Origin of the sequence: Caballeronia zhejiangensis (assembly GCF_022879815.1) — a bacterium.
In the GTDB taxonomy this organism is placed as follows: Bacteria; Pseudomonadota; Gammaproteobacteria; order Burkholderiales; family Burkholderiaceae; genus Caballeronia; species Caballeronia zhejiangensis.
The window spans coordinates 1,003,286-1,026,322 of sequence record NZ_CP084284.1 but is presented as its reverse complement, the minus strand read 5'-3'; the positions used below and the strand labels follow the sequence as shown (position 1 = coordinate 1,026,322).

The following is a 23,037-nucleotide window of genomic DNA, read 5'->3' as shown; positions in this document are numbered from 1 at the left end:
CTTCGCGGCGTCACTGATCGCACAACAACAGCAGCTTTTCCTGCGCGGAACACGCCGCTTTTTTCGGCTTTTGCGCGGCCGCGTCCGCGTCGCGCGTCGCGACCTTGCGCGTCGGATTCTGCGCTTGCTCGGCGGCCGCCGTGCGCTGCGCGATGCACGCGCGCAAGTGCTTTTCCATCGGCGGATAGTATTTCCAGCCCTTCGTGAGCGGCGGCAGTTCGAGATGCACCTGCTTCCACTTCGGATGGCCGTTCGCCTGCAGCGTGTCGAAGTTCGAGCACAGCGAATCGGCGAATTTCGACAGCGCGCCGACCGTGCCGCGCAAACCGTAATCGTAGGTCACGAGAAACGCCTTCACGGTGAGCGTCGGCGTGTCTTCCTGAATCCAGTTCGGATAACTCGTCGTGCGGATCGTCGCCGGGAAATAGGTCTGCTTCGCGCGCGCGGTTTCCTGCGCGTTCGGATCGAGGCGCAGCAGCCTGATCTGCTTGAGCAGCTCCGGATTCATGTCCTGAAAGAGCTTCGCCGGCTGCCCCGCGACGATCACCGCCACGTCGATCTTCCCGACGATCAGCCGCGCGAGCGAATCCTCGTTGTTGAGATGCTGCTCGTTGGCTTCGGCGATCGGTTCGCCGAACATCAGCCGATACAGCGTCTCCGCCGATTGCGCCGTGCCGCTGCCGATCGGCCCGACGCTGATGTTCTTGCCCTTGATCTCGTGGATGTACTTCATCGGCGAGTCCGCGCGCGTGACGAAGTAAATCTCTTCGTCGTAGAGCGGCATGATGAGCCGCAGCGGCTTGATGATCTTGCCCGCGTCCGCATTGCCCGAGGTCGCCATGTCCATGTACGCCTGATACACGTCCGACTGCACCAGCGCGAACTTCACGCCGGGCTCGTAGCGCATGCGCTGCACGTTCTCCGCCGACCCTTTCGACGGCAGCACTTCCAGTTCGATGCCGGCCGGCTCGGCGACGTACTTCGACAAGTCCTGTCCGATCTGGATATACGTGCCGCGTTCCTGGCCCGTCGTGATCTTGTAGGGAATCGGATCGGCGGCGAAGCTCGATCCCGCGCCGATCATCCCGGCGATGGCGAGAAGCGTCAGCGCGCCCCGTGCGGCGTTGCGCATGTATTTCGTGGTGAACATGATTGACCCTTAGTCGGAGTTGGACGGGTGCTTTTTGAAACTCGCACGATGCGGGAATCGTCCGCGTCGCGCGCAATCTGCTCATGCGCGGGCACTCGCATGCGGCCCGGCGCGAAGATGCGCGGCGCGTGCTTGCGGTGCGTCGGTGTTGTCTCTGCGTGTTCTTGTAGTTGCGTCGTTCTCGTGCGCTTTTTTGCGTTTTTTGCCGTTTTCAGCGCGACGGCGGCTTCGAGGCCGAATCGCCGCCGCTCCAGCCGTATTGCTTGATGGCGCGTTCGAGTTCCTCGGACTTGTCGGAGTCGACATGCGAACCGGCCGGCACCGTGGCGAACTGCGGCGACGCGCCGGTCGTGGCCGCGGCCTGCGTGCTGCGCGTCGCGACGTTCGTCTGCACGACGGGCTGGGCGACGGCTTGTGCGACGGCCGCGGGCGGACGGGGCACGGCTGCCTGCATCGGCGCCGTCGATGGCGGAAGCGCGCTGCTCTGATTGCCCGATTGCGGTGGATGCGGCACGGCGGTGCGCGTCGGGGGCGCGGACGGCTGCGGCGGATCTTCGCCGAGGTAATACGCGCCGCGCGGATTGGCCGGACGAGCGGCTTGCTGCGGCGGCTCGTCGCCGATGTAATAGGGCGCGCGCGGGTTCGCGGCACGCGAATTCGCGGCGGAAGGCTGGGCGCTTTCTTCGCCGAGATAATAGGGCGCGCGCGCCGCTTGCGTGACGGGCGGCGGAGCGGCCTTCGCAGCGGCCGGTTGCGACGGCGCGGGCACGGCGGCTTGTGTCGTGGCCGGTTGTGGCGTCGGCAGGGGCGTCGGTTGGGGCGTCGGTTGCGTGGCCGCTTGCGGCGCGGGCGTGGGCATCGTCATCGTCGTGGCGACGGTCGGCGCGGGCGGCGGATTGATCGTCGTCGCGGTGATCGCGGCGGTCGCCGCCTGGCCACGCGCGATTTTCTCCGCGCGCGATTCGTAGGCAGCGTCGTCGTCGGCCCAGCGCGCAGCGGTGCTGCGTTGCACCGTGCGCCTGTCCGGCGTGGGCTTCTGAGCAAACCCGTTCGTCTTTGCGGCCTGCGCGGCCGCCGCTGCAACGTTTGCCTGCGCGGGAAGCTGAACGGGCGCGGCAGCCGCCGTGTTCGCGGCTTCCGCGGCGGGCGCCGTGCCCGGCACGCGTTTGGCGAGCGCGGCCACTGCCGTCGGCGCGAGCCAGCCCGCGTGCGAAATCACGCGTTCGAGCATGGCTTGCGATTCGATGTTGCTGCCGTCGAGGGCGAGCGCCTCGCCCGCGTTCTGCTGCACGCACGCCCACGCGGACGTGCGCTCGCAGGCGCGCGCGAGTTGCAGCGCGGCGTCGCGCTGCGCTTCGCGCTTGACGAGCTCGTCCTTCAGCGATTCGTAGTCGGCGCGCGCCTGTTGCTGCGGCGGAAGCATTTTGAGCCGCGCGCGGGCCGTGGCGAGATCGTGCTGATCCAGCGCGACGCGCACATCCTGCAGCGCATTGCCGGACGGAGCGGCGGCCAACGGGCGCCGGTCCGCCGCGGCCGGCGTGCCGGGCGCGTCGGTTGCGCCGCGCATCAGCGAACCGACCTTGGAATCGATCACGCCCGAAACGCTGTGATCCGCGGATGGCGTGCTCGAACCGCCGTCCGAATCGCCAAGCTGGTAATAGAACGTCGCGCCGAGCAGCAACACGAGACCGCATGCACCGGCGATGACTGTCTTCTTCGTGTTCCACCGCTCGGAACCGGGCAGGGCGTCGGGATCGTTGCTGGAATCGGCGAAGGCGTTGCGTGCGGATTCCTCGGCGCGGCGCGCGCGATATTCCGCCGCCTTTTGCGCGATGCGCTCACTCGCGCGCTCCGTCCAGCGCGAGCGCATGCCCGGCTCGACGCGCCCGGCGCCATCCGAGTCGAGGGAAGCGGAAGAACCGGATGCGGACGCACCCGCCGATGCGAGCGGCGCCGATGCCTCTTCGAAAACGTTCTTGCGCGATTTGCCCGAGGCGGCCTCGCGCGTCTGGCCGAATGCGGCGCTTCGGTCTGCGCCGCAATTGGGGCAACTGTCGGCGTTCTTGCGCACCGTGCTGCCGCACCGCTGGCAGACGACGGAGAACATGGATGCGGGAAACGTCAGTCGCGTGGTCATGCTAAAGCCCTCGAAGGACGTGTGCGTGAGGTTGCCAAAATCGCGTGGCCGCCAATGCGCGCCGAGCCGTCGCGCCTGTACGCGGGAACGGCGTCCCGCGGCAGCAATCCTTCGTATTCTTTGTCCGCGCGGCGCGCGCGCCAGCGGGAAACGACTATCCGACTATGGTTCAACCACTATCGGACGTCAATTGCCTTTCGCCCCTACTCCGGGCGGTGCTCTCGCTCACGATATTTCTGACATTTTGGGATCGCGGCGGCGGTTTTGAATCGCCAATCCTTAGCCGAAAAAAGACAACGGGGCGCGATCGCCGGATAACCCACTGATGTGAAAGCGATTCGAGCGCGTGATGAAACGTTGTAGCGAGCCCACGCCGAGTATGTCAATGCGGATCGCCCGAAGCGGCGGACGTCGCCGGGGGATTGGTAAGGCTTCCGAATCATCGTTCGAAAGGTTTGCCTTTCGTGCTCCGGCGTTGCGCAGAAGCGAAAAAGCCGCGGCGCGAATGACGCGCCGCGGCTTTCATCAGACCGACCCGAAGCGTTATTCCGCCAGTTGCAGCTTGCCGTCGATGCGGCGGTTCAGGCCGAGCGGATTCGCCGTCTTCAGCGCGTCGGGCAGAAGCGCGTCAGGCAGATCCTGATAGCTGACCGGGCGCAGGAAACGGTTGATCGCGAGACTGCCGACCGAAGTCGAGCGGCCATCCGCCGTCGACGGGAACGGGCCGCCGTGCACCATCGCGTGGCCGACTTCCACGCCCGTGCCGAAGCCGTTCACCAGCAGGCGGCCGGTGCGGCGCTCGAGCGCGGGCAGGACGCGCTTCGCATCGGCGTAATCGGCCTCGTCGATATGCAGCGCCGAGGTCAACTGGCCTTCCAGCGATTCGATCAGATCGATCATCGCGTCGAGGCTCGGGCAACGCACGACCAGCGACGATGCACCGAAGATTTCCTCTTGCAGATCGTGATTCTTGCGGAACGCTTCGGCGGTGGTGACGAACAGCGCCGACTGGCCCTGATTGTCGCCCTTCGCTTCGAGGCCGCGCGCGGCGGTGGTCACGTCGGCGTTATCGGCGGTCTTCGCGACCGAGTTCGCGTACGTCTTGCAGATGCCCGGCGTAAGCATCGTCTGCGCGGCGGTTTCCTTGAGCGCAGCGGAAGCCGCTTCGATGAACTTGTCGAGATCCGGGCCGTCGACGGCCAGAATCAGGCCCGGATTCGTGCAGAACTGGCCCGCGCCGAGCACGAGCGACGAGACGAACGCCTTGCCGATGGCTTCGCCGCGATTCTTGAGCGCGTTCGGGAACAGCAGTACCGGGTTGATGCTGCTCATTTCCGCGTAGACGGGGATGGGTTCCTTGCGCGCCGCCGCGATCTTCATCAGCGCGACGCCGCCGCCGCGCGAGCCGGTGAAGCCCGCCGCCTTGATGCGGTTGTCGGCGACGAGGCCCTGACCGATGTCGCGGCCGCTGTCGAAGAGGAGCGAGAACGTGCCTTCGGGCATGCCGCAGTCCTTCACGGCCTTCTGCACCGCGCGGCCGACGAGCTCCGCCGTGCCCGGATGCGCCGAGTGCGCCTTGACGATGACCGGGCAACCGGCGGCGAGCGCCGACGCCGTGTCGCCGCCGGCGACGGAGAACGCGAGCGGGAAGTTGCTCGCGCCGAACACGGCGACCGGGCCGACGCCGATATGACGCAGACGCAGATCGACGCGCGGCAGCGGCTTGCGCTCGGGTTGCGCCGGATCGATCCGCACGCCGAGAAAATCGCCATTGCGGACGACATCGGCGAACATGCGCAACTGGCCGACCGTGCGGCCGCGCTCGCCTTCGAGACGCGCGCGCGGCAGGCCGCTTTCGATCATGCAGCGCTCGATCAGGTCGTCGCCGATATCGAGGATGTTCTGCGCGATCGTTTCCAGGAACTTCGCGCGCGCTTCGGGCGCGGTTTCGCGGTAGACGTCGAACGCGGCCCACGCGAGGGCGCACGCGCGGTCGAGGTCCGCGAGCGTCGCGCCGCCGAAAGCCGGTTCGATGGCCGCGCCGGTCGAGGCGTTGACGGCCTTGATCGAGCCGTTCGAGCCGAAAACCGATTCCTGACCGATGAGCAGGTTGCCAGTGAGTTGCATGATGTCTCGTCCTTGCTTGGAGTGATTCGCGGCAGCCGCATGTACCGGTTGTACGATGACTGCACCTTGCCCGACTATACGGCTTCGCGTGTGCGCCTGTATAGTGAAACCTTTCCATCGCTTGATCGCTTTTTGGAATCACCCCGCGCTTTCCCGCACGCCGAAAGATGAAGAACACGCTCGATGTATTGATGTCGCGGCTGCGCATGAAGCAGCTTCAACTGCTGATCGCGCTCGACGACCACAAATCGCTGCACAAGGCGTCGAGCGCCATGGCGATGACGCAATCCGCCGCGAGCAAGGCGCTCGCCGAACTCGAATCCATGCTGGAAGCGCCGCTATTCGAGCGTGCGAAGAGCGGGCTGATCCCGAATCCGTTCGGCCGCTGCGTGGTGCGCTACGCACGCGTGCTGGCCGCCGATCTCAACGCGCTCTGCCAGGAAGTCGCGCAGATTCGCGCGGGCACGGGCGGGCGGCTGACCGTCGGCACGATCATGGGCGCGGTGCCGGGCGTGGTCGCGCCGATCGTCAACGAGATGCACGCGAAGCATCCGGATCTGGCGATCGAAATCGTCGAGGATACGAGCGCGCGCATGCTGCCGATGCTCGACGACGGCCGCGTCGATCTCGTCATCGGGCGCTCGAGCGTGTCCGATCAGCCGTCGAAGTATCAGTATCAGCCGCTGGCGGACGAGCCGCTTTGCATCGTCGTCGGTCAGGGTCACGAGCGCACGGGCGAGCCGGAAGTCGGTTTCGCCGATCTCGCGCGCTATCGCTGGGTCACGTATCCGAGCTATATGCCGATGAGCGCATTGCTGGAACGCGAACTCGATCTCGCCGGCCTGCCGATGCCCGCCAATCCGATTTCCACCGCCTCGCCGCTGATGACCGTGACGCTGCTGCAGGAGAGCGCGGAACTCGTGTCGATTCTGCCGGCGAGCGTCGCGAAAGTGTTCGAGCGCCACGGCATGCTGCGCATTCTGCCCGTTCGCATGAAGTCGAAATCGCAGACCTACGGCATCGTCACGCGCAGGGGCGGCGAGCTTTCGCCGGCGGCGCGGCAGTTCGTGCAGATGTTGCGCGAGCAGCGCCGGCCGAACTGACACTCAGCGCGTCGCGACGATGAACAGACGCGGGAAGGGCAGGAGCACGCTGCCGTCGTCGAAAACGGTATATGCGGTTTTCAGGCCGGCGCGATAGCGGTCGAGGAACGCGGCCGCTTCCTTCTCGTCGAGCTTCGCGAGGAACGGCCGCAGCGCCGAGCCCTTGAACCATTCGATGATGGCATCGACGCCGCCGTCCAGCGGATGATGGTACGTCGTGCGCCACACGTCGACGCGCGCGCACAGCGGCTTGAGCAACGCGTAATACCAGTCCGCCCGGAAGCGCGCGGTGCGCTCCACGCCCTTCAGCTTGTCGCGCCAAGGGCCATCGGCGGCGGCTTCGCGCATCAGGCGGTGCGCGGGTTCGTCGAGATTGTCGGGCATCTGCACGGCGAGCTGCCCGCCCTTCGCGAGCTTGCCGGCGAGCGACGGAAACAGCGTCTCGTGATCGGGCACCCACTGCAGCGCCGCGTTCGCGAGAATCAGATCGAACGGTCCTTCTGCCTGCCACGCGGAAATGTCGGCGAGCGCGAATTCGACTTGGGGCAGGCGCTTTTTCGCCGCGTCGATCATGTCGCCCGAATTGTCGACGCCGATCACGCGCGCGTTCGGCGCATGCGCGATGAGCGTTTCGGTTGAATTGCCGGGGCCGCAGCCGAGATCGACCGCCGTGCGCGCGGCTCGCGCATGAGTCGCGTTCAGCAGATCGCGGACGGGGCGCGTGCGCTCTTCCTCGAACAGCGAATATTGGCGCGCTTGCCATTCGGGCGATGATGTCGTCATTGAAGGCTCCAGTCGATGTTCGTCGTGATATCACACGCGATTCTAGATGCACGGGCCGCGCCGATCCAAAGCCGCGCGACGGCCTTTGAATGGAACGCTGAATCCGATGTGCACGCGAGTCATTGAAAAAACTCGGATATGTCCCTTTCGCGCGGGCATCGCGCCTATACTGGCGAAGCATTCGCGGGCGGTTCCAGGCAATATCGGAACTTGCTTTCGCATGCATATCACGAACATCATTCGCGCCGCCCTCCGGCGCCTTAAGCACTCGGGGACTCGCAGATGAGCGACACGTCAGTCGGCGGCTTGAAGGGTCTCGTGGACGCGCTGCGCGCGCAGCAAGACGCGCTCACCGAACGCTGGATGAAGCTCGTGTTCGGCGATCAGGAAGTCGAACATTCGGATCAGCTCACGTATCGGCAGCTTGCGGATCATCTGCCGAGCATCTTCGATGAAATCTGCATCGTGCTGGAATCGCGCAATCTGCGCGACCAGGAAGGCGCGATCGAGCGCGACGCGCGCCAACACGGGCAATGGCGCTGGCAGCAAGGCTACCGTATCGATGAACTCGTGCGCGAGCTCGATCTTTTTCGTCAGGTGTTGCTGCTCGCGATCGGCGAATACGCGGGCGCCCATGACGATCTTTCGCGCGCCGACGAAGAGCACGCGCGCCTCATGACCGATGAAGTCGTGAGCTTCGTCACGCTGGCGTCGATTCGCGAGGCGATCGGCGAGCGCGATCGCAAGATCGACGAATACACCGGCATGCTGGAGCGCGCCAACTACGAGCTGACGCTGCGGCAAAAGCTCATCGGCGATTTGTACGAGACGCGCATGCAGGTCACGCGGCGCGTCGCGCACGATCTGCGCAATTTCCTCAACGTGTTCTCGACGGCGCTGCAACTGGCCGCGCGCTCGGCCGCGAAGCGCGAGACGGCGCTCGGACTGGCGAACCGGCAAGTCGCCGACATGGCGTCGCTCGTCGACGAGATGGTCGAATATTCGAAAGTGCTGGGCGACGATTCGGTGCTGACGGTCGAGCCGTTCGATCTCGTCGGTCTCTTCGACGAGCTGATGCAGGCCTGCCGCGTCGCGACCGAATCGAAGGGATTGAAGCTGATCGGCCATCTCGATCCGGCGCTCGGTGAGGTGACGTCGAACCGGCTGAAGGTGAAGCAGGTCGCGCTGAATCTGCTGTCGAATGCGATCAAGTACACGTCGTCGGGCGAGATCGCACTGTCGATCGCCGCCGCGCCCGATCAGCGCTGGAAATTGCGCGTCGCCGATACGGGCGTCGGCATCAGCGTGGCGGATCAGGAGCGCGTGTTCGAGGAATTCGAGCGCGCCGCCGATGACGACATTCCCGGCGCCGGGCTCGGCCTTGCGATCGTCAAGGAGTTGTCGCGCACGCTGGAAGGGGAACTGCGCTTCCAGTCGTCGAAAGGGCGCGGAAGCGTGTTCGAAGTGACGTTCCCGATGGTGCTGGAACCGAAGGCTTCCGACGCTCAATAAGCGAAAAAAGGCGGACGGGTCGCCCCGTCCGCCTTCCGGTCACCACGACGCCTGAACGATGCTCAGGCCGCCGCTTCTTCTTCGACCACTGCTTCGTCTTCCACCGACGCGCGGATCAGATGGTCGAACGCCGAGAGCGCCGCCTTCGCGCCTTCGCCGACCGCGATCACGATCTGCTTGTACGGCACCGTCGTCACGTCGCCCGCGGCGAACACGCCCGGCAGCGAGGTCGCGCCCTTCGCATCGACGACGATCTCGCCGTGCTTCGACAACTCGACTACGCCCTTCAGCCATTCGGTGTTCGGCACGAGGCCGATCTGCACGAACACGCCTTCCAGCTCGACGTGGTGGCTCGCGCCCGTCGCGCGGTCCGTGTACGTGATGCCGTTGACCTTCTTGCCGTCGCCGGTGACTTCGGTCGTCTGCGCCTCGGTGACGATCGTCACGTTCGGCAGGCTGCGCAGCTTCTTCTGCAGGACCGCGTCGGCGCGCAGCTCGTTGCCGAATTCGATCAGCGTCACCGCCGACACGATGCCCGCGAGGTCGATCGCCGCTTCCACGCCCGAATTGCCGCCGCCGATCACGGCGACGCGCTTGCCCTTGAAGAGCGGGCCGTCGCAGTGCGGGCAGTACGCCACGCCGCGTCCGCGATACTCGCGCTCGCCCGGCACGTTGATTTCACGCCAGCGCGCGCCGGTCGACAGAATCACGGTCTTCGCCTTCAGCACCGCGCCGCTCGCGAGATGGATTTCATTGATGCGGCCCGGCACCAGCTTCTCGGCGCGTTGCACGTCCATGATATCGACTTCGTAGCTCTTGACGTGCTGCTCCAGCGCCGTGGCGAACTTCGGCCCTTCGGTTTCCTTGACGGAGACGAAGTTTTCGATGGCCATCGTATCGAGCACCTGACCGCCGAAGCGCTCGGCGACGACGCCCGTCGCGATGCCCTTGCGCGCCGAATAGATCGCCGCCGCCGCGCCGGCAGGACCGCCGCCGACGATCAGCGTGTCGAACACCGGCTTGTTCTCGAGTTCCTTCGCCGCGCGCGCCGATGCGCCCGTGTCCAGCTTCGCGAGGATTTCCTTCACGCCCATGCGGCCCGAGCCGAAGCTCTCGCCGTTGACGAACATCATCGGCACGGACATGACCTGGCGTTCCTCGACTTCCTGCTGGAACAGCGCGCCGTCGATCGCGACATGCTTGATGCGCGGGTTGATGATCGCCATCACGTTCAGCGCCTGCACGACTTCCGGGCAGTTCTGGCACGACAGCGAGAAATACGTCTCGAACGCGAAGTCGCCGTCGAGATTCTTGATCTGCTCGATGATGGCGTCGTCGAGCTTGATCGGATGGCCGCCGGCTTGCAACAGCGCGAGCACGAGCGACGTGAATTCGTGGCCCATCGGGATGCCGGCGAAGTGGATGCCCGCAGCCTTGCCCGCCTCGCCGATGGTGAAGGACGGACGACGCACGCTGGCGTCCTCTTTCTCGACGACGCTGATCCGCGCAGACAGCGTAGCGATCTCGTCGAGCAGGCTTTTCAGCTCACGCGACTTGTCGCTGTCGTCGAGGAAGGCGACGAGTTCGATCGGCCGGGTGACTTTTTCCAGATACGCTTTTAATTGATTCTTGAGATTGGCGTCGAGCATGGCGATGTCCGTTCCTTGACTTGGGATATTGCAGACGTGTTCCGCCGCGGCGCTGCGAAATTCGCAGCGCCGGACGAACACGTTTTTTGGGGTGAACCTGCCGCAGAACCGCGGCAAGTTCGATACAGCGCTCGTGAAGTACGAGACTTAGATCTTGCCGATCAGGTCGAGCGACGGGGTCAGCGTTTCAGCGCCCGGCGTCCACTTGGCGGGGCACACTTGACCCGGATTCTTCGCGATGTACTGAGCAGCCTGAACCTTGCGGAGCAGTTCGCCAGCGTCGCGGCCGATGCCGTTGTCGTGCACTTCGCACAGCTTGATCTCGCCTTCCGGGTTGATCACGAACGTGCCGCGCAGCGCCAGGCCTTCTTCTTCGATCAGAACGTCGAAGTTGCGCGAGATCGCGAGCGTCGGGTCGGCGATCATCGGATAGTTGATCTTCTGGATCGTGTCCGACGTGTCGTGCCATGCCTTGTGCGTGAAGTGCGTGTCGGTCGAAACCGAGTAGATTTCCACGCCGAGCTTCTTGAATTCTTCGTAGCGGTCAGCCAGGTCGCCCAGTTCGGTCGGGCAGACGAACGTGAAATCGGCCGGGTAGAACACAAACACCGACCACTTGCCCTTCAGGCTTTCATCGGTGACGGTCACGAACTCGCCATTGTGATAGGCGGTTGCTTTAAACGGCTTGACTTGACTGTTGATGATGGGCATTACCAGTTTCCTTTTGGAGTGGTGTTGAAGAAGTAAGTGAACTATACAGGAAAGCTATCGTACTTGCGAAGTGGATTGATTTTATTATCGGGATAGCGCCGGGCTATCGACGCGATATTTTGGCGTTTTCCCGCACAAGGCATTCTGATTGCATGCGCCTTCGCAGGTTCCTTAAACAGACTTGGTCGCTTTCACTTTCATTTCAAGGAGGCAATATGAAAATAGGAATCATCGGAGCGGGGAATATCGGTTCGGTGCTGGCACTGCGCTTCACCGAGAAAGGGCATGACGTGCGTATCGCGAATTCGCGCGGCCCGGCGTCCCTCGCGGATATCGAGCGCGAGACCGGCGCGAAGGCCGTCGAAGCGCGGGACGCGGTGAAGGACGCCGAAGTCGTCGTCGTCACGATTCCGGAAGCCAAGGTGCCGAACCTGCCGAAGGATCTGTTTGCGGGCGTGCCGGCGAGCGTCGTCGTGATCGACACCGGTAACTACTATCCGCAGCAGCGCGACGGGCGGATCGAAGGCATCGAAAAGGGCACGCCCGAGAGCCGCTGGGTCGAGCAGCAGATCGGTCGGCCGGTCGTGAAAGCGTTCAACAATATCTATGCGGATCACCTGAAGAACCGCGGCAAGCCGCCGGGAACGCCGGGCCGCATCGCGCTGCCGGTCGCGGGCGATGACGCGAAGGCAAAGGCCGTCGTGATGATGCTCGTCGATGAGATCGGCTTCGATCCGGTCGATGCCGGCCAGATCGACGATTCCTGGCGTCAGCAGCCCGCGACGCCCGTCTACACCGCCGATCTCGACGCCGCCGGCCTGCGCGCGGCGCTTCAGAAGGCCGATCCGGTGCGCAAGCCCGAATGGCGCGCGACGGACAAGAGTCCCGGCACGTTCGAGCAACCTGCGTAGAAGCGAAAGACCGTACGGTAAAGCGCGGGAACGCGCGCGCGCCGTGAGACAATCTGCAAACTTTCCCGATGGGCTTTAACATGACGAACCGGGCTGGCGCAAAAATGCAGCCGCCGTCCGGCGTCGTGGACTCGCAGATTGACTATGAAAACCGCTTCTCCTACGCAGGACGTGCAGAACCCGCAACACCGCTTCGGCGAGTGCGACGAGTGCGCGGACGTCGAACTCGTGGCGACCGCCACCATTCCGACCCGCTACGGCACTTTCGCTTCGTACGTCTATCGCGTGAAGCACACGGATGTGGAGCACATCGCGTTCGTGATGGGCGACGTGAGCAGCGGCGAACCCGTGCTGACGCGCCTGCACTCCGAATGCGTGACCGGCGATGTCTTCGGCTCGTACCGCTGTGACTGCGGCGAGCAGCTCGATCTGGCATTGCGCTATATCGCCGCGGAGGCTCGCGGGATTCTGCTGTATCTGCGCGGCCACGAAGGGCGCGGCATCGGCCTCGCGAACAAGATCCGTGCATACGCGCTGCAGGAACAGGGGCTCGATACCGTCGATGCGAACCTGCATCTCGGCCTGCCCGACGACGCCCGCGAATACGATTCCGCCGCCGCGATCCTGCGTTCCATGAACGTGAAGTCGGTGCGATTGATGAGCAACAATCCGTCGAAGTTCGACACGCTGCTCAGGCACGATATTCCCGTATGCGAACGCGTCGCGCTCGCCATCCCGATGCGCGAGGAAAACGAGCGCTATATCAAGACCAAGCAGGCGCGCTTCGGGCATTACTTCGACGAGAACGAGTAAGCCCGACAGTGCGCGCGCTCACTGCGCGTCGTGAAAAATTACCCCGAGCATATGCCTGCGTCCCGAGCGCAGGCGGCTCACGCCGTGCTTCATGTTCACCCGATACGGCCCGCGCGTGCCCTGCACCGGCCGATGATGCACCGCGAAGAACACCGCATCGCCTTGCAAAAGCGGTACGACTTCCGCACGCGACTGCATGCGCGGACGCTGCTCCGTCATCACGAATTCGCCGCCGGTGAAATCGTGGCCGGGCGCGGAAAGCAGGATCGCCATCTGAATCGGAAAGACGTGCTCGCCGTAGAGATCCTGATGCAGACAGTTGAAATCGCCGGGCACGTAACGTAGCAAGAGCGGCGTCGGCCGTGTCTGCCCCGCGCGATGACAGCGCTCGATGAACGCCGCATGCTCGCGCGGATAGCGCGTCTCGATGCCCATCACCTCGTTCCAGCGATTCGCGACCGGCGCGAGATGCGGATACACCGCGCGCCGCACGCGTTCGAGCGCGCCCGGCAACGGATACGCGAAGTATTTGTATTCGCCGCGCCCGAAGCCGTGGCGCTCCATCACGACGCGGCTGCGAAAAATGCCGTCGCGATCGTAAAGCGCCGCGAGCGCCTCGCATTCGTCGCGCGAAAAAAGCGCCGACGCCGTCGCGCAGCCGAAGCTATCGAGTTGCGCTTCGAGATCGGCCCAGTCGAGCGCGTCGATGCGATCGCCGATATCGTCTGCCGTCGCGCGTTCGAGCACCTTCATGTCGTTCCTCCGGATGTGCGTGAATTCGAATGAAGTGTGCGCCCGCGACGCGACGCACGCACTCCGGCTCTTGCTGTGCAATTCAGTGCGCGGCCGCAGTCTCCGCGATGCGTTCGTACAGCGCGGCCTTGCGCGCGGCCATCTTCGCGCCGATCGCGACGAGATCCATCTGCGTCTTGCGCACGGCCGGGAAGAGTACGGTTTCCTCTTCCTCGATGTGATGCACCGCGTTTTCCTTCAGCACCTTGAACGTCCCGTCGAAACCGTCTTCGCCGGCGCGCAGGTTCGCGAATCGTTCGATCAGCGTCTTCACCAGAAAATGCTCGACGTAGGCTTCGTCCACGTCGATGCGCCGGTCCGCTTCGAGCGCGTTCTGCGCGCCCGGATACAACAATTCTTCCTCGACGATCGTATGGATCGTCAACAGTTCGCACGCGCGCTGCACGAGCGAGTTCTTGCGCTCGAAATCGTCGTGGTCCGCGCGTTCGAAGGCATCGAACAATTGTTCGATGGCGCGGTGATCGGCTTCGAGCATGTCGAGCGCATCGATGGGTCGCGGGGTTTGAGCGGTGGACATGGGGTTCTCCAATAGTGGGCTCTGTCGGCCCGGTAGCGACATCTGCGTGTCCCCAAGGTGCCGTAAAAAAGCAAGACGAATGCCCGCTATGGATCAGTTAACGGCGGCGGTGCGCGCGTCTAGATAGTGGTATTTCTCGATTCGCTCAAGTCGCGTTGGCGCAGCACTTTCACCTGCCACCACGCGGGCAGCAGCCGCCGCACTTCGGCGCGCGCGAAGCGGTCGTCGATCAGATAAAGCACGCCGCGATCGAGCGGTCCGCGAATCACGCGTCCCGCCGCCTGCACCACTTTCTGCAAGCCGGGAAAAAGATACGTGTACGCATAGCCCTCGCCGAACGCCTCGTGCATGCGCGCTTTCATTTGCTGATTGACGGGATTGAGTTGCGGCAGCCCGAGCGTCGCGACGAACGCACCGATGAGACGCGTGCCCGGCAGATCGATCGCCTCGCCGAACGCGCCGCCCAGCACCGCGAATCCGATACCGCGTCCATCGGCGACGAAGCGCGCGAGAAACTCGCGTTGCGCCGCCTCGCTCATCGCGCGGGACTGCTGCCAGCAGGGAATCGACGGATGACGCGCCGCCAGCGCCGCCGCCACTTGCGTCAGATAGTCGAAGCTGCTGAAGAAGCTCAGATAGTTGCCCTCGGCGCGGAAGTATTGCGCGGCGATGAGATCGGCGATGCGATCCACCGAGCGCTCGCGATCCCGATAGCGCGTCGAAAGATCGGCGATCGCGCGCACGTCGAGCTGATCGGCGGAGAAGGGCGATTCGACGTCGATCCGCACGCTCGATGCCGGCAAGCCGAGCGTATCGGCGTAAAAGTGCGCGGGCGTGAGCGTCGCCGAAAAGAGCGCGACGCTGTGCGCGCGCGCCAATCGCGGCGCGAGATGCGGCGCGGGAATCACGTTGCGCAGGCAGAGCGTGGCATTGCGCTTCTTCGCGTTTGCGCTCGCGTTTGCGTTCGCGCCGGAAAGCGTGATGTCGAAGATCGAATGCGACCCGAAACGCTCCGCGATGCGCGTGAAATGCACGGCATCGAAATAGAAGCGCAGCGTGTCGGGCGTGAAGGCGTCGGGCTGTTCGCCGAGCGTTTCTGTCATCAGCGAAACGGCTTGCCCGAGCGCGGTCAAAAAGCGCGCGGGCGGCTCCGTATGCGCCGCGTACTCGATGCCCGACGCGTGCTGCTCGCTCGCCGTCTCGCTCCAGCTTCGCGCGACGCGCCCGAGCGCCTTCTTGAGCACGCCCGGCGCGCCGCGGCGCATCGCGTTGAAGGCGGACTGATCGAGTGTCGCGGAATACATGCCGCGCGCGCGTTCGACGAGGTTGTGCGCTTCGTCGACGAGCACCGCCACGCGCCAGCGATTCGCCTCCGCGAGCGCGAAGAGCATCGCGCTCGTGTCGAAGTAGTAGTTGTAATCGCCGACGATCACATCGCTCCAGCGCGACAATTCCTGGCTCAGATAGTACGGACAGATGTCATGCCGGCGCGCGACCTCGGCGACCGACGCCCGATCGAGCTGCGTGCATTGGAGCGCGGCGGCGCGCGCATCGGCGAGGCGATCGTAGAAGCCGCGCGCGAGCGGACACGCTTCGCCGTGACACGCGCGATCGGGATATTCGCAAGCCTTGTCACGCGCGACGAGTTCGACGACGCGCAACGGCTTCGCGGCGAGCGTCGTGAGCGCGTCGAGCGCGAGTTGCCGTCCCGCGCTTTTCGCGGTGAGAAAGTAGATCTTGTCGAGCTGCTGGCCGGGCCACGCCTTCAGGAGCGGAAAGAGCGTGCCGACCGTTTTGCCGATGCCCGTCGGCGCTTGCGCGGCGAGACAGCGCTTCGATACCGCCGAGCGATACACCGCTTCCGCGAGCGCGCGCTGGCCGGGGCGGAAATCGGCGTGAGGGAACGCGAGCGTCTTCAGCGCTTCGTCGCGTGCCGCCCCGTGCGCCAGTTCCTGCCGCGCCCACGCGATGAAGCGTTCGCACTGCGCCTCGAAATGCACGGCGAGCGCTGCGGCCGTTTGCGTCTCGACGAGCACGCTTTCGGTTTCATCGACGATATCGAAATAAACGAGCGCGATGTCGATGGCTTCCAGCCCGAGCTTTCGGCACATCAGATGTCCGTAGACGCGCGCCTGCGCCCAATGCAGATGCCGATGATTCTCCGGCATCGATTCGAGCTTGCCGCGATGCGTCTTGATTTCCTCGAGCCGGTTGAGCGCGGGATCGTAGCCATCGGCGCGGCCGCGAACGAGTAGCGGGCCGTAGGTTTCCGAAAGCGAAATTTCCTTTTGATATCCGTCCGGCCGACGGTTCGTCACCGTGGCATGGCCGGCGACGCCTTCCTGCGCGCTCGGCGTCGGCGTAAAGCGTAGATCGAGATCGCCCTGTTTCGCCGTGAACTCGCACAGCGCGCGCACGGCGACGGTGTAGGCGGGCTCGGATACTGTATGCATGTACAGGAGTCTAGCACGCGCCTTTCACGAAGCCGCGCGCAGCAGTTCTCCGAGCGTTTTCATCGCGTTGTCGATTTGCGGCGACCATGGATGACCGAAATTGACGCGCACATGATTCCCGAAATCGTGACGCGCGGAGAAGATCGGCCCCGGCGTCACGTTGATGCCGTGTTCGAGTCCCCGCCGATGCAACTGCATCGCGTCGACGTGATCGGCCAGTTGCAGCCACAGGAAATAGCCGCCGTCCGGCCGCCGATATGCGACGTCGGACGGCAGCCAGCGCGCGATGGCGTGCTCCATCGCATCGCGTTGCACGAGAAGCGCGCCGCGCAGCTTGCGTAAATGCTTGTCGAAGCCGCCGTGCTGCAAATAATCGGCGATGCCCGCCTGAATCGGGACGCTGGTGGAAATGCTCGTCATCAGCTTGAGACGCCGGATCGCATCGGCGAAACGGCCCGCCGCGACCCAGCCGAGCCGATACCCCGGCGCAAGCGTCTTCGACAGCGATGCGCAATGCATCACGAGCCCGTTCGTATCGAAAGCTTTCGCGGGCGGCGGACGATCCTGCGCGAAATGCAGTTCGCCGTAGACATCGTCTTCGATCAGCGGAACCTCGTGCTTCGCGAGCAATGCGACGAGCGCGCGCTTTTTCTCGACGGAAAGCGTCGCGCCGGTCGGATTCTGAAAGTTCGTCATGAACCAGCACGCGCGCACCGGATGCTTGTCGAGCGCTTCGGCGAGCACGTCGAGATCGAGACCGTCTTGCGGATCGACCGGAATCTCCACCGCGCGCAAGCCGAGATGCTCGATAGCCTGCAGCGCGGCATAGAAGCACGGCGATTCGATCGCGACGACATCGCCCGGCTGCGTGACGGCCATGAGGCAAAGCGTGAGCGCTTCCATCGCGCCGTTCGTGACGATGAGTTCGTCCATCGGCTGCGCGATGCCCATGCCGATATAACGCAGCGCGATCTGTCCGCGCAACGCCTCGTTGCCCGGCGGCATGTCGACGACGGTGCTCCACGGATCGAGCATCCGCGCCGCGTGCGCGAGCGACTTCGCAAGACGCTGCAACGGAAAGAGCGCCGGCGATGGAAACGCGGAGCCGAGCGGCACGACGTCCGGGCGCTTCACGGCGTCGAGCACGGAGAACACGAGGCTGCTTACGTCGATGGGCGCGGGTTCTTTCAGCGTCGCGCTCTCTTTCGGCGCGAGTGCGGCGCCCGGCGCGACGTAATAGCCGGAACGTTCGCGCGCGCGAATCAAGCCCCATTCTTCGAGCAGGTAGTACGCGCGAAAGACCGTCGACTGGCCGACGCCGTATTGCGTCGTCAAATGCCGCACCGAAGGCAGCCGTGCACCGACAGGCAGGCGGCCCGCGCGTATCTCGGCGGCCATCGTGTCGGCAAGGGCTTGGTAGCGCTTCATCGCGGGTATCGGTGAAAGGGCGCGAAATTGTCTCACGCTTTATCGACGGAATATCGACACCCCGCCGCGCGTTTAATGAATAAGCGGCTTAATCGCCGTGCCCGCTTTTCAATCTTTCGGAGGTGGTTCCATGAAGCTCGCCAGAATCGCAACTGTCATGCTCGCGCTGCTCGCCGGCCTGCTCGCAGGATGTCAGACCGATGGCAGCTCGGGCGCGTCGGGCACGACATCGAACAGCGGCAGCAGCGGCGGATATTGATGCCGTATTTGCCCGCGGCGCTCGCGGCGTTCAAGTCGGCGCTCGGCAACGATGCGGTGCTCGCGGACGATATCGCTTCGTATCTCGATCCGTTCGCGCCCGGCGATGCATCCGCACACGCGCCATCTGCTGTCGTGTTGCCGAAGGACGTCGAAGGCGTGCGTGCGGCATTGGCGGTCGCGAATCGATATCGCGTGCCGCTCTGGACCGTATCGACGGGGCGCAACTTCGCTTACGGCGGCGCCGCGCCGCGTATGCCTGGTTGCGTCGTGCTCGATTTGCGGCGGATGAATCGCATCGTCGAGATCGATGAAACGCTGGCTTATGCGCTCGTCGAACCGGGCGTGACGTATTACGACCTGTATCGCGCGCTCGGCACGCCGCGGCGCTTCTGGCTCGATCCGCCCGCGGCCGGATGGGGCAGCGTGATCGGCAACACGCTCGAACGCGGTTACGGCACGACGCCATACGGCGACCATGCGGCGAATCAGTGCGGCATGGAAGTCGTGCTCGCGAACGGCGATGTCGTACGCACCGGCATGGGCGCGATGTCGTCGAGCCGCGACTGGCAGGTATTCAAGAGCGGCTTCGGGCCTTCGTACGACGGCATGTTCATGCAATCGAACTTCGGCGTTGTCACGAAGCTCGGCGTCTGGCTCATGCCCGCGCCCGAGGGCTACATGATCTGCCGCTACGCATTCGCGCGCGAGGACGATCTCGAACGCGTCGTCGATACGCTGCGCCCGCTGAAGATGGACGGCACCATCCAGAGCAACGCGGTCATCGAAAGCGCGGTGCGCTGGGCGGCAGGCGTGTCGACGCGCAAGCAATGGTTCGACGGCGACGGCGCGATGCCCGACGACGCCATCGACGCCATGGCACGCAAGATCGGCATCGGGCGCTGGAACCTGCGCTTCTGCCTGTATGGGCCGAGAGCGCTCGTCGAGGCGCGGCGCGATATCGTGCATGCGCGCTTCAGGCCGATCGCGGGCGCGACGCTCTTCGAGATGCCGTATCGCGATGCATCGGTCGAGCCGGAAGGCGGCGGCGATCGCGCGCAAGTCGGCATTCCGGGACTCGAAGCGTTCAATCTGCTCAACTGGCGCGGCGGCTCGGGCGCGCACATCGATTTCTCGCCGATCTGTCCGCCCGTCGGACGCGATGCCGTGAAGCAGGTCCGCATGGTGCGCGAGCGCGCCGCGCAATTCGGCTTCGATTATTACGGCGGATTCACGGCCGGCGAGCGCGCGATGCATCACATCTTCGCGGCGATTTTCGATCGCGACGATCCGAAACAGTCGCGCGATGCCGGCGCGCTCGTCGAAACGCTGATCCGCGATGCGGGCGCGGCGGGCTACGGGCAATATCGCACGCATCTGTCGTACATGGACCTCGCCGCCGCGCAATACGAATTCAACGATCACGCGCTGTTGCGGCTTTCGAAGACGATCAAGGCGTCGCTCGATCCGAACGGGATTCTGTCGCCCGGCAAGCAGGGGATCTGGCGATGACGACACGGCGCGCGTTTCTTATCGCGATGGGCGTCGTGCCGTGGATGCCGTTCGGCGGCGCGACGCGGACATCGGCGCGCACGTGGGTCGTCGACGGGGACTTGCCGCAAGGCGGCATCATCGTGCGGCGCGCGCGTCTGACGGGCGCGCAGATCGCATCTCTGTCGGGCGATGCGGGCTGGCTGTGGATCGAACGCCTGTCGTCGTCGCATGCGATCGGCGGCATCACGCGCTACGCCGATGCGTTCGTGTTGTCTCAACTCGGCGCAGGAGTCGGCATGCGCGCGACGCATCATCGAACGTTCGATGACGGCGCCGTGCTCTGGACGCTGGAACGTTGCTGAACGCGGTTCGCTAAAATGACACGCATCTCAATATTGCCGCGCACGGACGAAACGATGAACGCCACGGACACACGCACGATCGCCGACTGGCACGCGCATGTCTATTTCGATGCCGCGAGCCGCGACGCCGCGTGGCAGCTTCGGCTCGTGATCGAGCAGCGGTTTGCGACCGAATTGCAGGATGGCGCGCTGCGTCTGGGCCGCTTTCACGAGCGCCCGGTCGGACCGCATCCGATGTGGTCGTTCCAGTTGGGATTCGGCGATGCGCTGCTCGCGCCGATGCTCGCGTGGCTCACGCTGAATCACGGCGCGCTCGATGTCTTCATGCATCCGAATACGGGCGACGCGCTCGTCGATCATCGCGACTCGGCGGTGTGGATCGGCCGGTCGCACGAACTCTCGCTGAAGAGTCTGGGCGGTTGAGACGTAAAAAAGGCGGACCGCGTCCGCCTTTTGCTGGATCGCCGGCGAGTTACTTCTTCGCGCTTGCCGTCTTCGACGACACCACGCGCACGGCCGTCTGGCCAGCCACCGAGGCGTCGTTTTGCGCGGCCTCCACCACTTGCTGCGCGGCCTTCTTCGCCGCTTCGTAAGCGGAATTCGCCGATTCCGTCGCGGCATCGATCGCCGTGCGCCACGCCGTCACGACGGCTTCGCTGCCGACCGGCGCATTGCTCGCGAGACTCTCGACGAACGCCTGCACATTGCGCTGAGACTTCGCGATCTGGTCCTGCGCGGCTTCCAGATAGCCGCCGCGCACGCCCGACGCGATCTCATGGACGCCGAGCCAATAGGCCTGAACGCGCTGGGCGCTGTCTTGCAGGTGCTGGTTCTGAAGCGCGAAGAACGCCTGCGGATCGCGCACGGAGAGCGTTCTGGCGATGAGCGCCTGATGCTCGTCGAGCGCCGTCCTGACCGTACGCACGTTCAGATCGATCAGCTTTTCGAAGCCTTCGACGGCTTGTGCGGCGACACCGAACGTGGTGTCGACCCCCGCCTTTTGTGACGCGATTACATTTTCGGGCGCAAGACTGCTCATGCTCGACTCCATATGGAAATTGCCAATTGATTGCCGATGTATTTGTGCAATGCAGCGAACGACTTATTTTAAGGCAAGCGCGTGGTGTGTCAATTGCGTTTTCCCGGCTTGACTTTAAACCACTCAGCCGTTTATTCAAAAATAACAGTGAGCGCAAAGTAAATAACCGGAGCGATTAAGGACTCATCACACATCACACGAATGCAGGTAGAAAAGAAATAATCCCGACCAGTCGGCCTGCGAACGTGCGTTCATTAAACGCTTGCTGCAGGCGTCCAGGCGCGGCCTGTCGTAAACCCCTAAGACAAAAGTTACCGAATGCGTTGTTTCCCCACTTGACGCATTGATGCGTTAATTGGAAGAATCTCGCACTGCAACATGCGCGACGGGCTTTCGGTAGGACGGACGGTTTTCCGGTATTTCTGTCACTGCCGCGTCATCGTGAATCAGTAGGATTCACCTCGCGCTAATGAGCCGGCGCTGAACGGCATAAAGATATAAATCGAGAGACTTGAAGAAAATGGGGCGACATTCCCAAACCCTTGGCCACCTTGAACGCAGTCACGAAGACAACGCCTTGCGGCGCGCCATGGCCGCACGACTCGACCGGGCCTTGCAGAAGGCAAACATCAGTTCCGCAAAAGCCGCTGGCTGGCTCGACGTGAGCGAGCACGACGTGCAATTCTGGCGCCGCGGCATCACGGTTCCGCCGTTCGCGGCATTCAATCGCATCGCGAAGGCGCTGGACATCGATCCGCATTGGCTCTGCACGGGCCAGGCCGAGCGCGCGCACGCCGCCAACTGAGCGTTTCGTTATCGTCAGACATCCGCCGATACGGCCGGCGCCGCCTTGCGTCCATGCAGGAGCACGGTGCCGATGCCGCTCGCCGCGATCACGCACATGCCGATCGCCATCCAGAAGTCGGGCACTTGTCCGAACAGCAACCAGCTGAAAAGGGCGGCGAACGCGAGCTGACCGTAGCCGAGCGGCGTCAGCACGGAGAGCGGCGCGCGCTTTAGCGCCTGAAGCATGAGTCCGTGGCCGGTGGTCGCCATCGTCGCCATGAAGACGACGAGCAGCCAGCTTTCGAATCGTACCTGCGCGAGCGCGGGCAGCATTTCGGCTTGATCCATCCACACGAGCACGCACAGCATGAGCGTCGCGACGAGCGCCGTGAGGAAGTTGGTCGTGATCGCGTCGTCGACGCGCGAAAGATGGCTCGACACCACCTGGAAACACGCGAACGTCGTCGCCGCGCCGATCGGATAGATCACCGTCCAGCTAAACGAGCTGCCGCCCGGCCGCACGACCAGCAGCATGCCGACGAAACCGATCGCGACCAGCGCCCACTTGCTGCGCGGCACGTCGTCTTTCAGCACGAGCGCGGCGAGCAGTGTGGAGATGAGTGGCGCGAGCATCGCGAGGGACGTGCTGACGGGCAACGGAAGATGCCGCAGCCCTGCGAACGTGCACGCGGAATTGGTCAGCAGCAGCACCGCGCGCACGATCTGCAGCTTGACGCTGCCCGTGCGAAAGAGGCCGAACGCGCGGCGGCGTATCTGCCACGCGCCCATGACGATCATCTGGAAAAGATAGCGAACCCAGAGCAAAGCCAGCAGAGGGACGGCGGTGCCGATCAGCTTGACGGTGGAATCGCTTGCCGCGAAAGTCGCGGTCGTCAGGATCATGATGGCGATACCGGCTGCCGTGTTATCGGTATCAATGCGGTATTGCGCCTTGCCCTCTAAGGTTGCCATCGAACTCTCGTGGTAGTGA

At 64.2% G+C, this 23,037-nt stretch carries 21 protein-coding genes; 9 read left to right on the top strand and 12 right to left on the bottom strand.

Translation table 11 applies throughout. The features are described 5' to 3' along the window. Positions 1-10: 10 nt before the first annotated feature. The 3 genes from LDZ23_RS19305 to LDZ23_RS19295 form a co-directional block, all read right to left on the bottom strand. The gene (locus tag LDZ23_RS19305) at positions 11-1,150 is read right to left on the bottom strand and encodes a TAXI family TRAP transporter solute-binding subunit (RefSeq protein WP_008352958.1); all 1,140 of its coding nucleotides are present in this window, start codon (positions 1,148-1,150) and stop codon (positions 11-13) included. 211 nt (positions 1,151-1,361) lie between these two features. Continuing rightward, positions 1,362-3,287 (bottom strand): zinc ribbon domain-containing protein, encoded by a 1,926-nt coding sequence (locus LDZ23_RS19300; RefSeq protein ID WP_008352959.1) that lies wholly within the window; start codon positions 3,285-3,287, stop codon positions 1,362-1,364. A gap of 543 nt (positions 3,288-3,830) precedes the next feature. Next, positions 3,831-5,414, bottom strand: a complete 1,584-nt coding sequence (locus tag LDZ23_RS19295; RefSeq protein WP_008352961.1) for an aldehyde dehydrogenase (NADP(+)) — start codon at positions 5,412-5,414, stop codon at positions 3,831-3,833. A gap of 167 nt (positions 5,415-5,581) precedes the next feature. On the opposite strand from LDZ23_RS19295, the gene LDZ23_RS19290 reads away from it, so the two are divergent. Then, positions 5,582-6,517, top strand: coding sequence for a LysR family transcriptional regulator (locus tag LDZ23_RS19290; RefSeq protein ID WP_008352964.1), 936 nt, complete (start codon positions 5,582-5,584; stop codon positions 6,515-6,517). Positions 6,518-6,520: 3 nt separating this feature from the next. Here the strand turns inward: LDZ23_RS19290 and tam are convergent, their stop codons facing one another. After that, complete coding sequence (gene tam / locus LDZ23_RS19285) at positions 6,521-7,300, bottom strand: trans-aconitate 2-methyltransferase (RefSeq protein WP_008352965.1); 780 nt, start codon at positions 7,298-7,300, stop codon at positions 6,521-6,523. Between the two features lie 282 nt (positions 7,301-7,582). Here tam and LDZ23_RS19280 point away from each other — a divergent pair, with 282 nt between their 5' ends. Then, on the top strand, positions 7,583-8,812 hold the full coding sequence (locus LDZ23_RS19280; RefSeq protein WP_008352967.1) for a sensor histidine kinase: 1,230 nt from the start codon (positions 7,583-7,585) through the stop codon (positions 8,810-8,812). Between the two features lie 62 nt (positions 8,813-8,874). Here the strand turns inward: LDZ23_RS19280 and ahpF are convergent, their stop codons facing one another. Next, positions 8,875-10,461, bottom strand: coding sequence for an alkyl hydroperoxide reductase subunit F (ahpF, locus tag LDZ23_RS19275; RefSeq protein WP_008352970.1), 1,587 nt, complete (start codon positions 10,459-10,461; stop codon positions 8,875-8,877). A 147-nt stretch (positions 10,462-10,608) separates the two neighbouring features. Continuing rightward, positions 10,609-11,172 carry an alkyl hydroperoxide reductase subunit C gene (gene ahpC, locus LDZ23_RS19270; RefSeq protein ID WP_008352971.1) on the bottom strand — a complete coding sequence of 188 codons (564 nt, stop codon included), beginning with the start codon at positions 11,170-11,172 and terminating at the stop codon, positions 10,609-10,611. Between the two features lie 215 nt (positions 11,173-11,387). On the opposite strand from ahpC, the gene LDZ23_RS19265 reads away from it, so the two are divergent. Then, positions 11,388-12,083, top strand: a complete 696-nt coding sequence (locus tag LDZ23_RS19265) for an NADPH-dependent F420 reductase (protein ID WP_008352973.1) — start codon at positions 11,388-11,390, stop codon at positions 12,081-12,083. A gap of 144 nt (positions 12,084-12,227) precedes the next feature. Continuing rightward, positions 12,228-12,896, top strand: coding sequence for a GTP cyclohydrolase II (gene ribA / locus LDZ23_RS19260; RefSeq protein ID WP_008352974.1), 669 nt, complete (start codon positions 12,228-12,230; stop codon positions 12,894-12,896). An 18-nt stretch (positions 12,897-12,914) separates the two neighbouring features. Here ribA and LDZ23_RS19255 read toward each other — a convergent pair whose 3' ends face one another. From LDZ23_RS19255 to LDZ23_RS19240, 4 genes are all read right to left on the bottom strand, one after another. After that, complete coding sequence (locus tag LDZ23_RS19255; protein ID WP_033537062.1) at positions 12,915-13,649, bottom strand: 2OG-Fe(II) oxygenase; 735 nt, start codon at positions 13,647-13,649, stop codon at positions 12,915-12,917. Positions 13,650-13,731: 82 nt separating this feature from the next. Then, positions 13,732-14,226, bottom strand: a complete 495-nt coding sequence (locus LDZ23_RS19250) for a hemerythrin domain-containing protein (RefSeq protein WP_008352978.1) — start codon at positions 14,224-14,226, stop codon at positions 13,732-13,734. 119 nt (positions 14,227-14,345) lie between these two features. After that, the gene (locus LDZ23_RS19245) at positions 14,346-16,679 is read right to left on the bottom strand and encodes an ATP-dependent DNA helicase (RefSeq protein WP_008352980.1); all 2,334 of its coding nucleotides are present in this window, start codon (positions 16,677-16,679) and stop codon (positions 14,346-14,348) included. A 24-nt stretch (positions 16,680-16,703) separates the two neighbouring features. After that, on the bottom strand, positions 16,704-18,107 hold the full coding sequence (locus LDZ23_RS19240; RefSeq protein ID WP_008352982.1) for an aminotransferase-like domain-containing protein: 1,404 nt from the start codon (positions 18,105-18,107) through the stop codon (positions 16,704-16,706). 130 nt (positions 18,108-18,237) lie between these two features. Between LDZ23_RS19240 and LDZ23_RS34855 the strand changes: the two genes are divergently transcribed. The 4 genes from LDZ23_RS34855 to LDZ23_RS19225 are packed head-to-tail and all read left to right on the top strand — an operon-like array spanning position 18,238 to position 20,644. Next, complete coding sequence (locus LDZ23_RS34855) at positions 18,238-18,366, top strand: hypothetical protein (RefSeq protein WP_268811676.1); 129 nt, start codon at positions 18,238-18,240, stop codon at positions 18,364-18,366. Then, a complete protein-coding gene (locus LDZ23_RS19235; RefSeq protein WP_008352984.1) occupies positions 18,366-19,877 on the top strand; it encodes an FAD-binding oxidoreductase in 1,512 nt (503 codons plus the stop codon). Before LDZ23_RS34855 ends, LDZ23_RS19235 begins: the two co-directional genes overlap by 1 nt. Further along, positions 19,874-20,221, top strand: coding sequence for a hypothetical protein (locus tag LDZ23_RS19230; RefSeq protein WP_008352985.1), 348 nt, complete (start codon positions 19,874-19,876; stop codon positions 20,219-20,221). The genes LDZ23_RS19235 and LDZ23_RS19230 overlap by 4 nt, the downstream gene beginning before the upstream one ends. Before the next feature lie 54 nt (positions 20,222-20,275). Then, a complete protein-coding gene (locus LDZ23_RS19225; RefSeq protein WP_033537083.1) occupies positions 20,276-20,644 on the top strand; it encodes a DOPA 4,5-dioxygenase family protein in 369 nt (122 codons plus the stop codon). A gap of 49 nt (positions 20,645-20,693) precedes the next feature. On the opposite strand, the gene phaP is transcribed toward LDZ23_RS19225, so the two are convergent. Then, positions 20,694-21,260 (bottom strand): TIGR01841 family phasin, encoded by a 567-nt coding sequence (gene phaP, locus LDZ23_RS19220; protein WP_008352987.1) that lies wholly within the window; start codon positions 21,258-21,260, stop codon positions 20,694-20,696. Between the two features lie 589 nt (positions 21,261-21,849). Here phaP and LDZ23_RS19215 point away from each other — a divergent pair. Continuing rightward, positions 21,850-22,065: a helix-turn-helix domain-containing protein gene (locus LDZ23_RS19215; RefSeq protein WP_008352988.1), complete on the top strand. Its 216-nt coding sequence runs from the start codon at positions 21,850-21,852 to the stop codon at positions 22,063-22,065. A 14-nt stretch (positions 22,066-22,079) separates the two neighbouring features. Here LDZ23_RS19215 and LDZ23_RS19210 read toward each other — a convergent pair whose 3' ends face one another. Next, positions 22,080-23,018 carry a DMT family transporter gene (locus LDZ23_RS19210; RefSeq protein ID WP_008352989.1) on the bottom strand — a complete coding sequence of 313 codons (939 nt, stop codon included), beginning with the start codon at positions 23,016-23,018 and terminating at the stop codon, positions 22,080-22,082. Between the last annotated feature and the right edge of the window lie 19 nt (positions 23,019-23,037).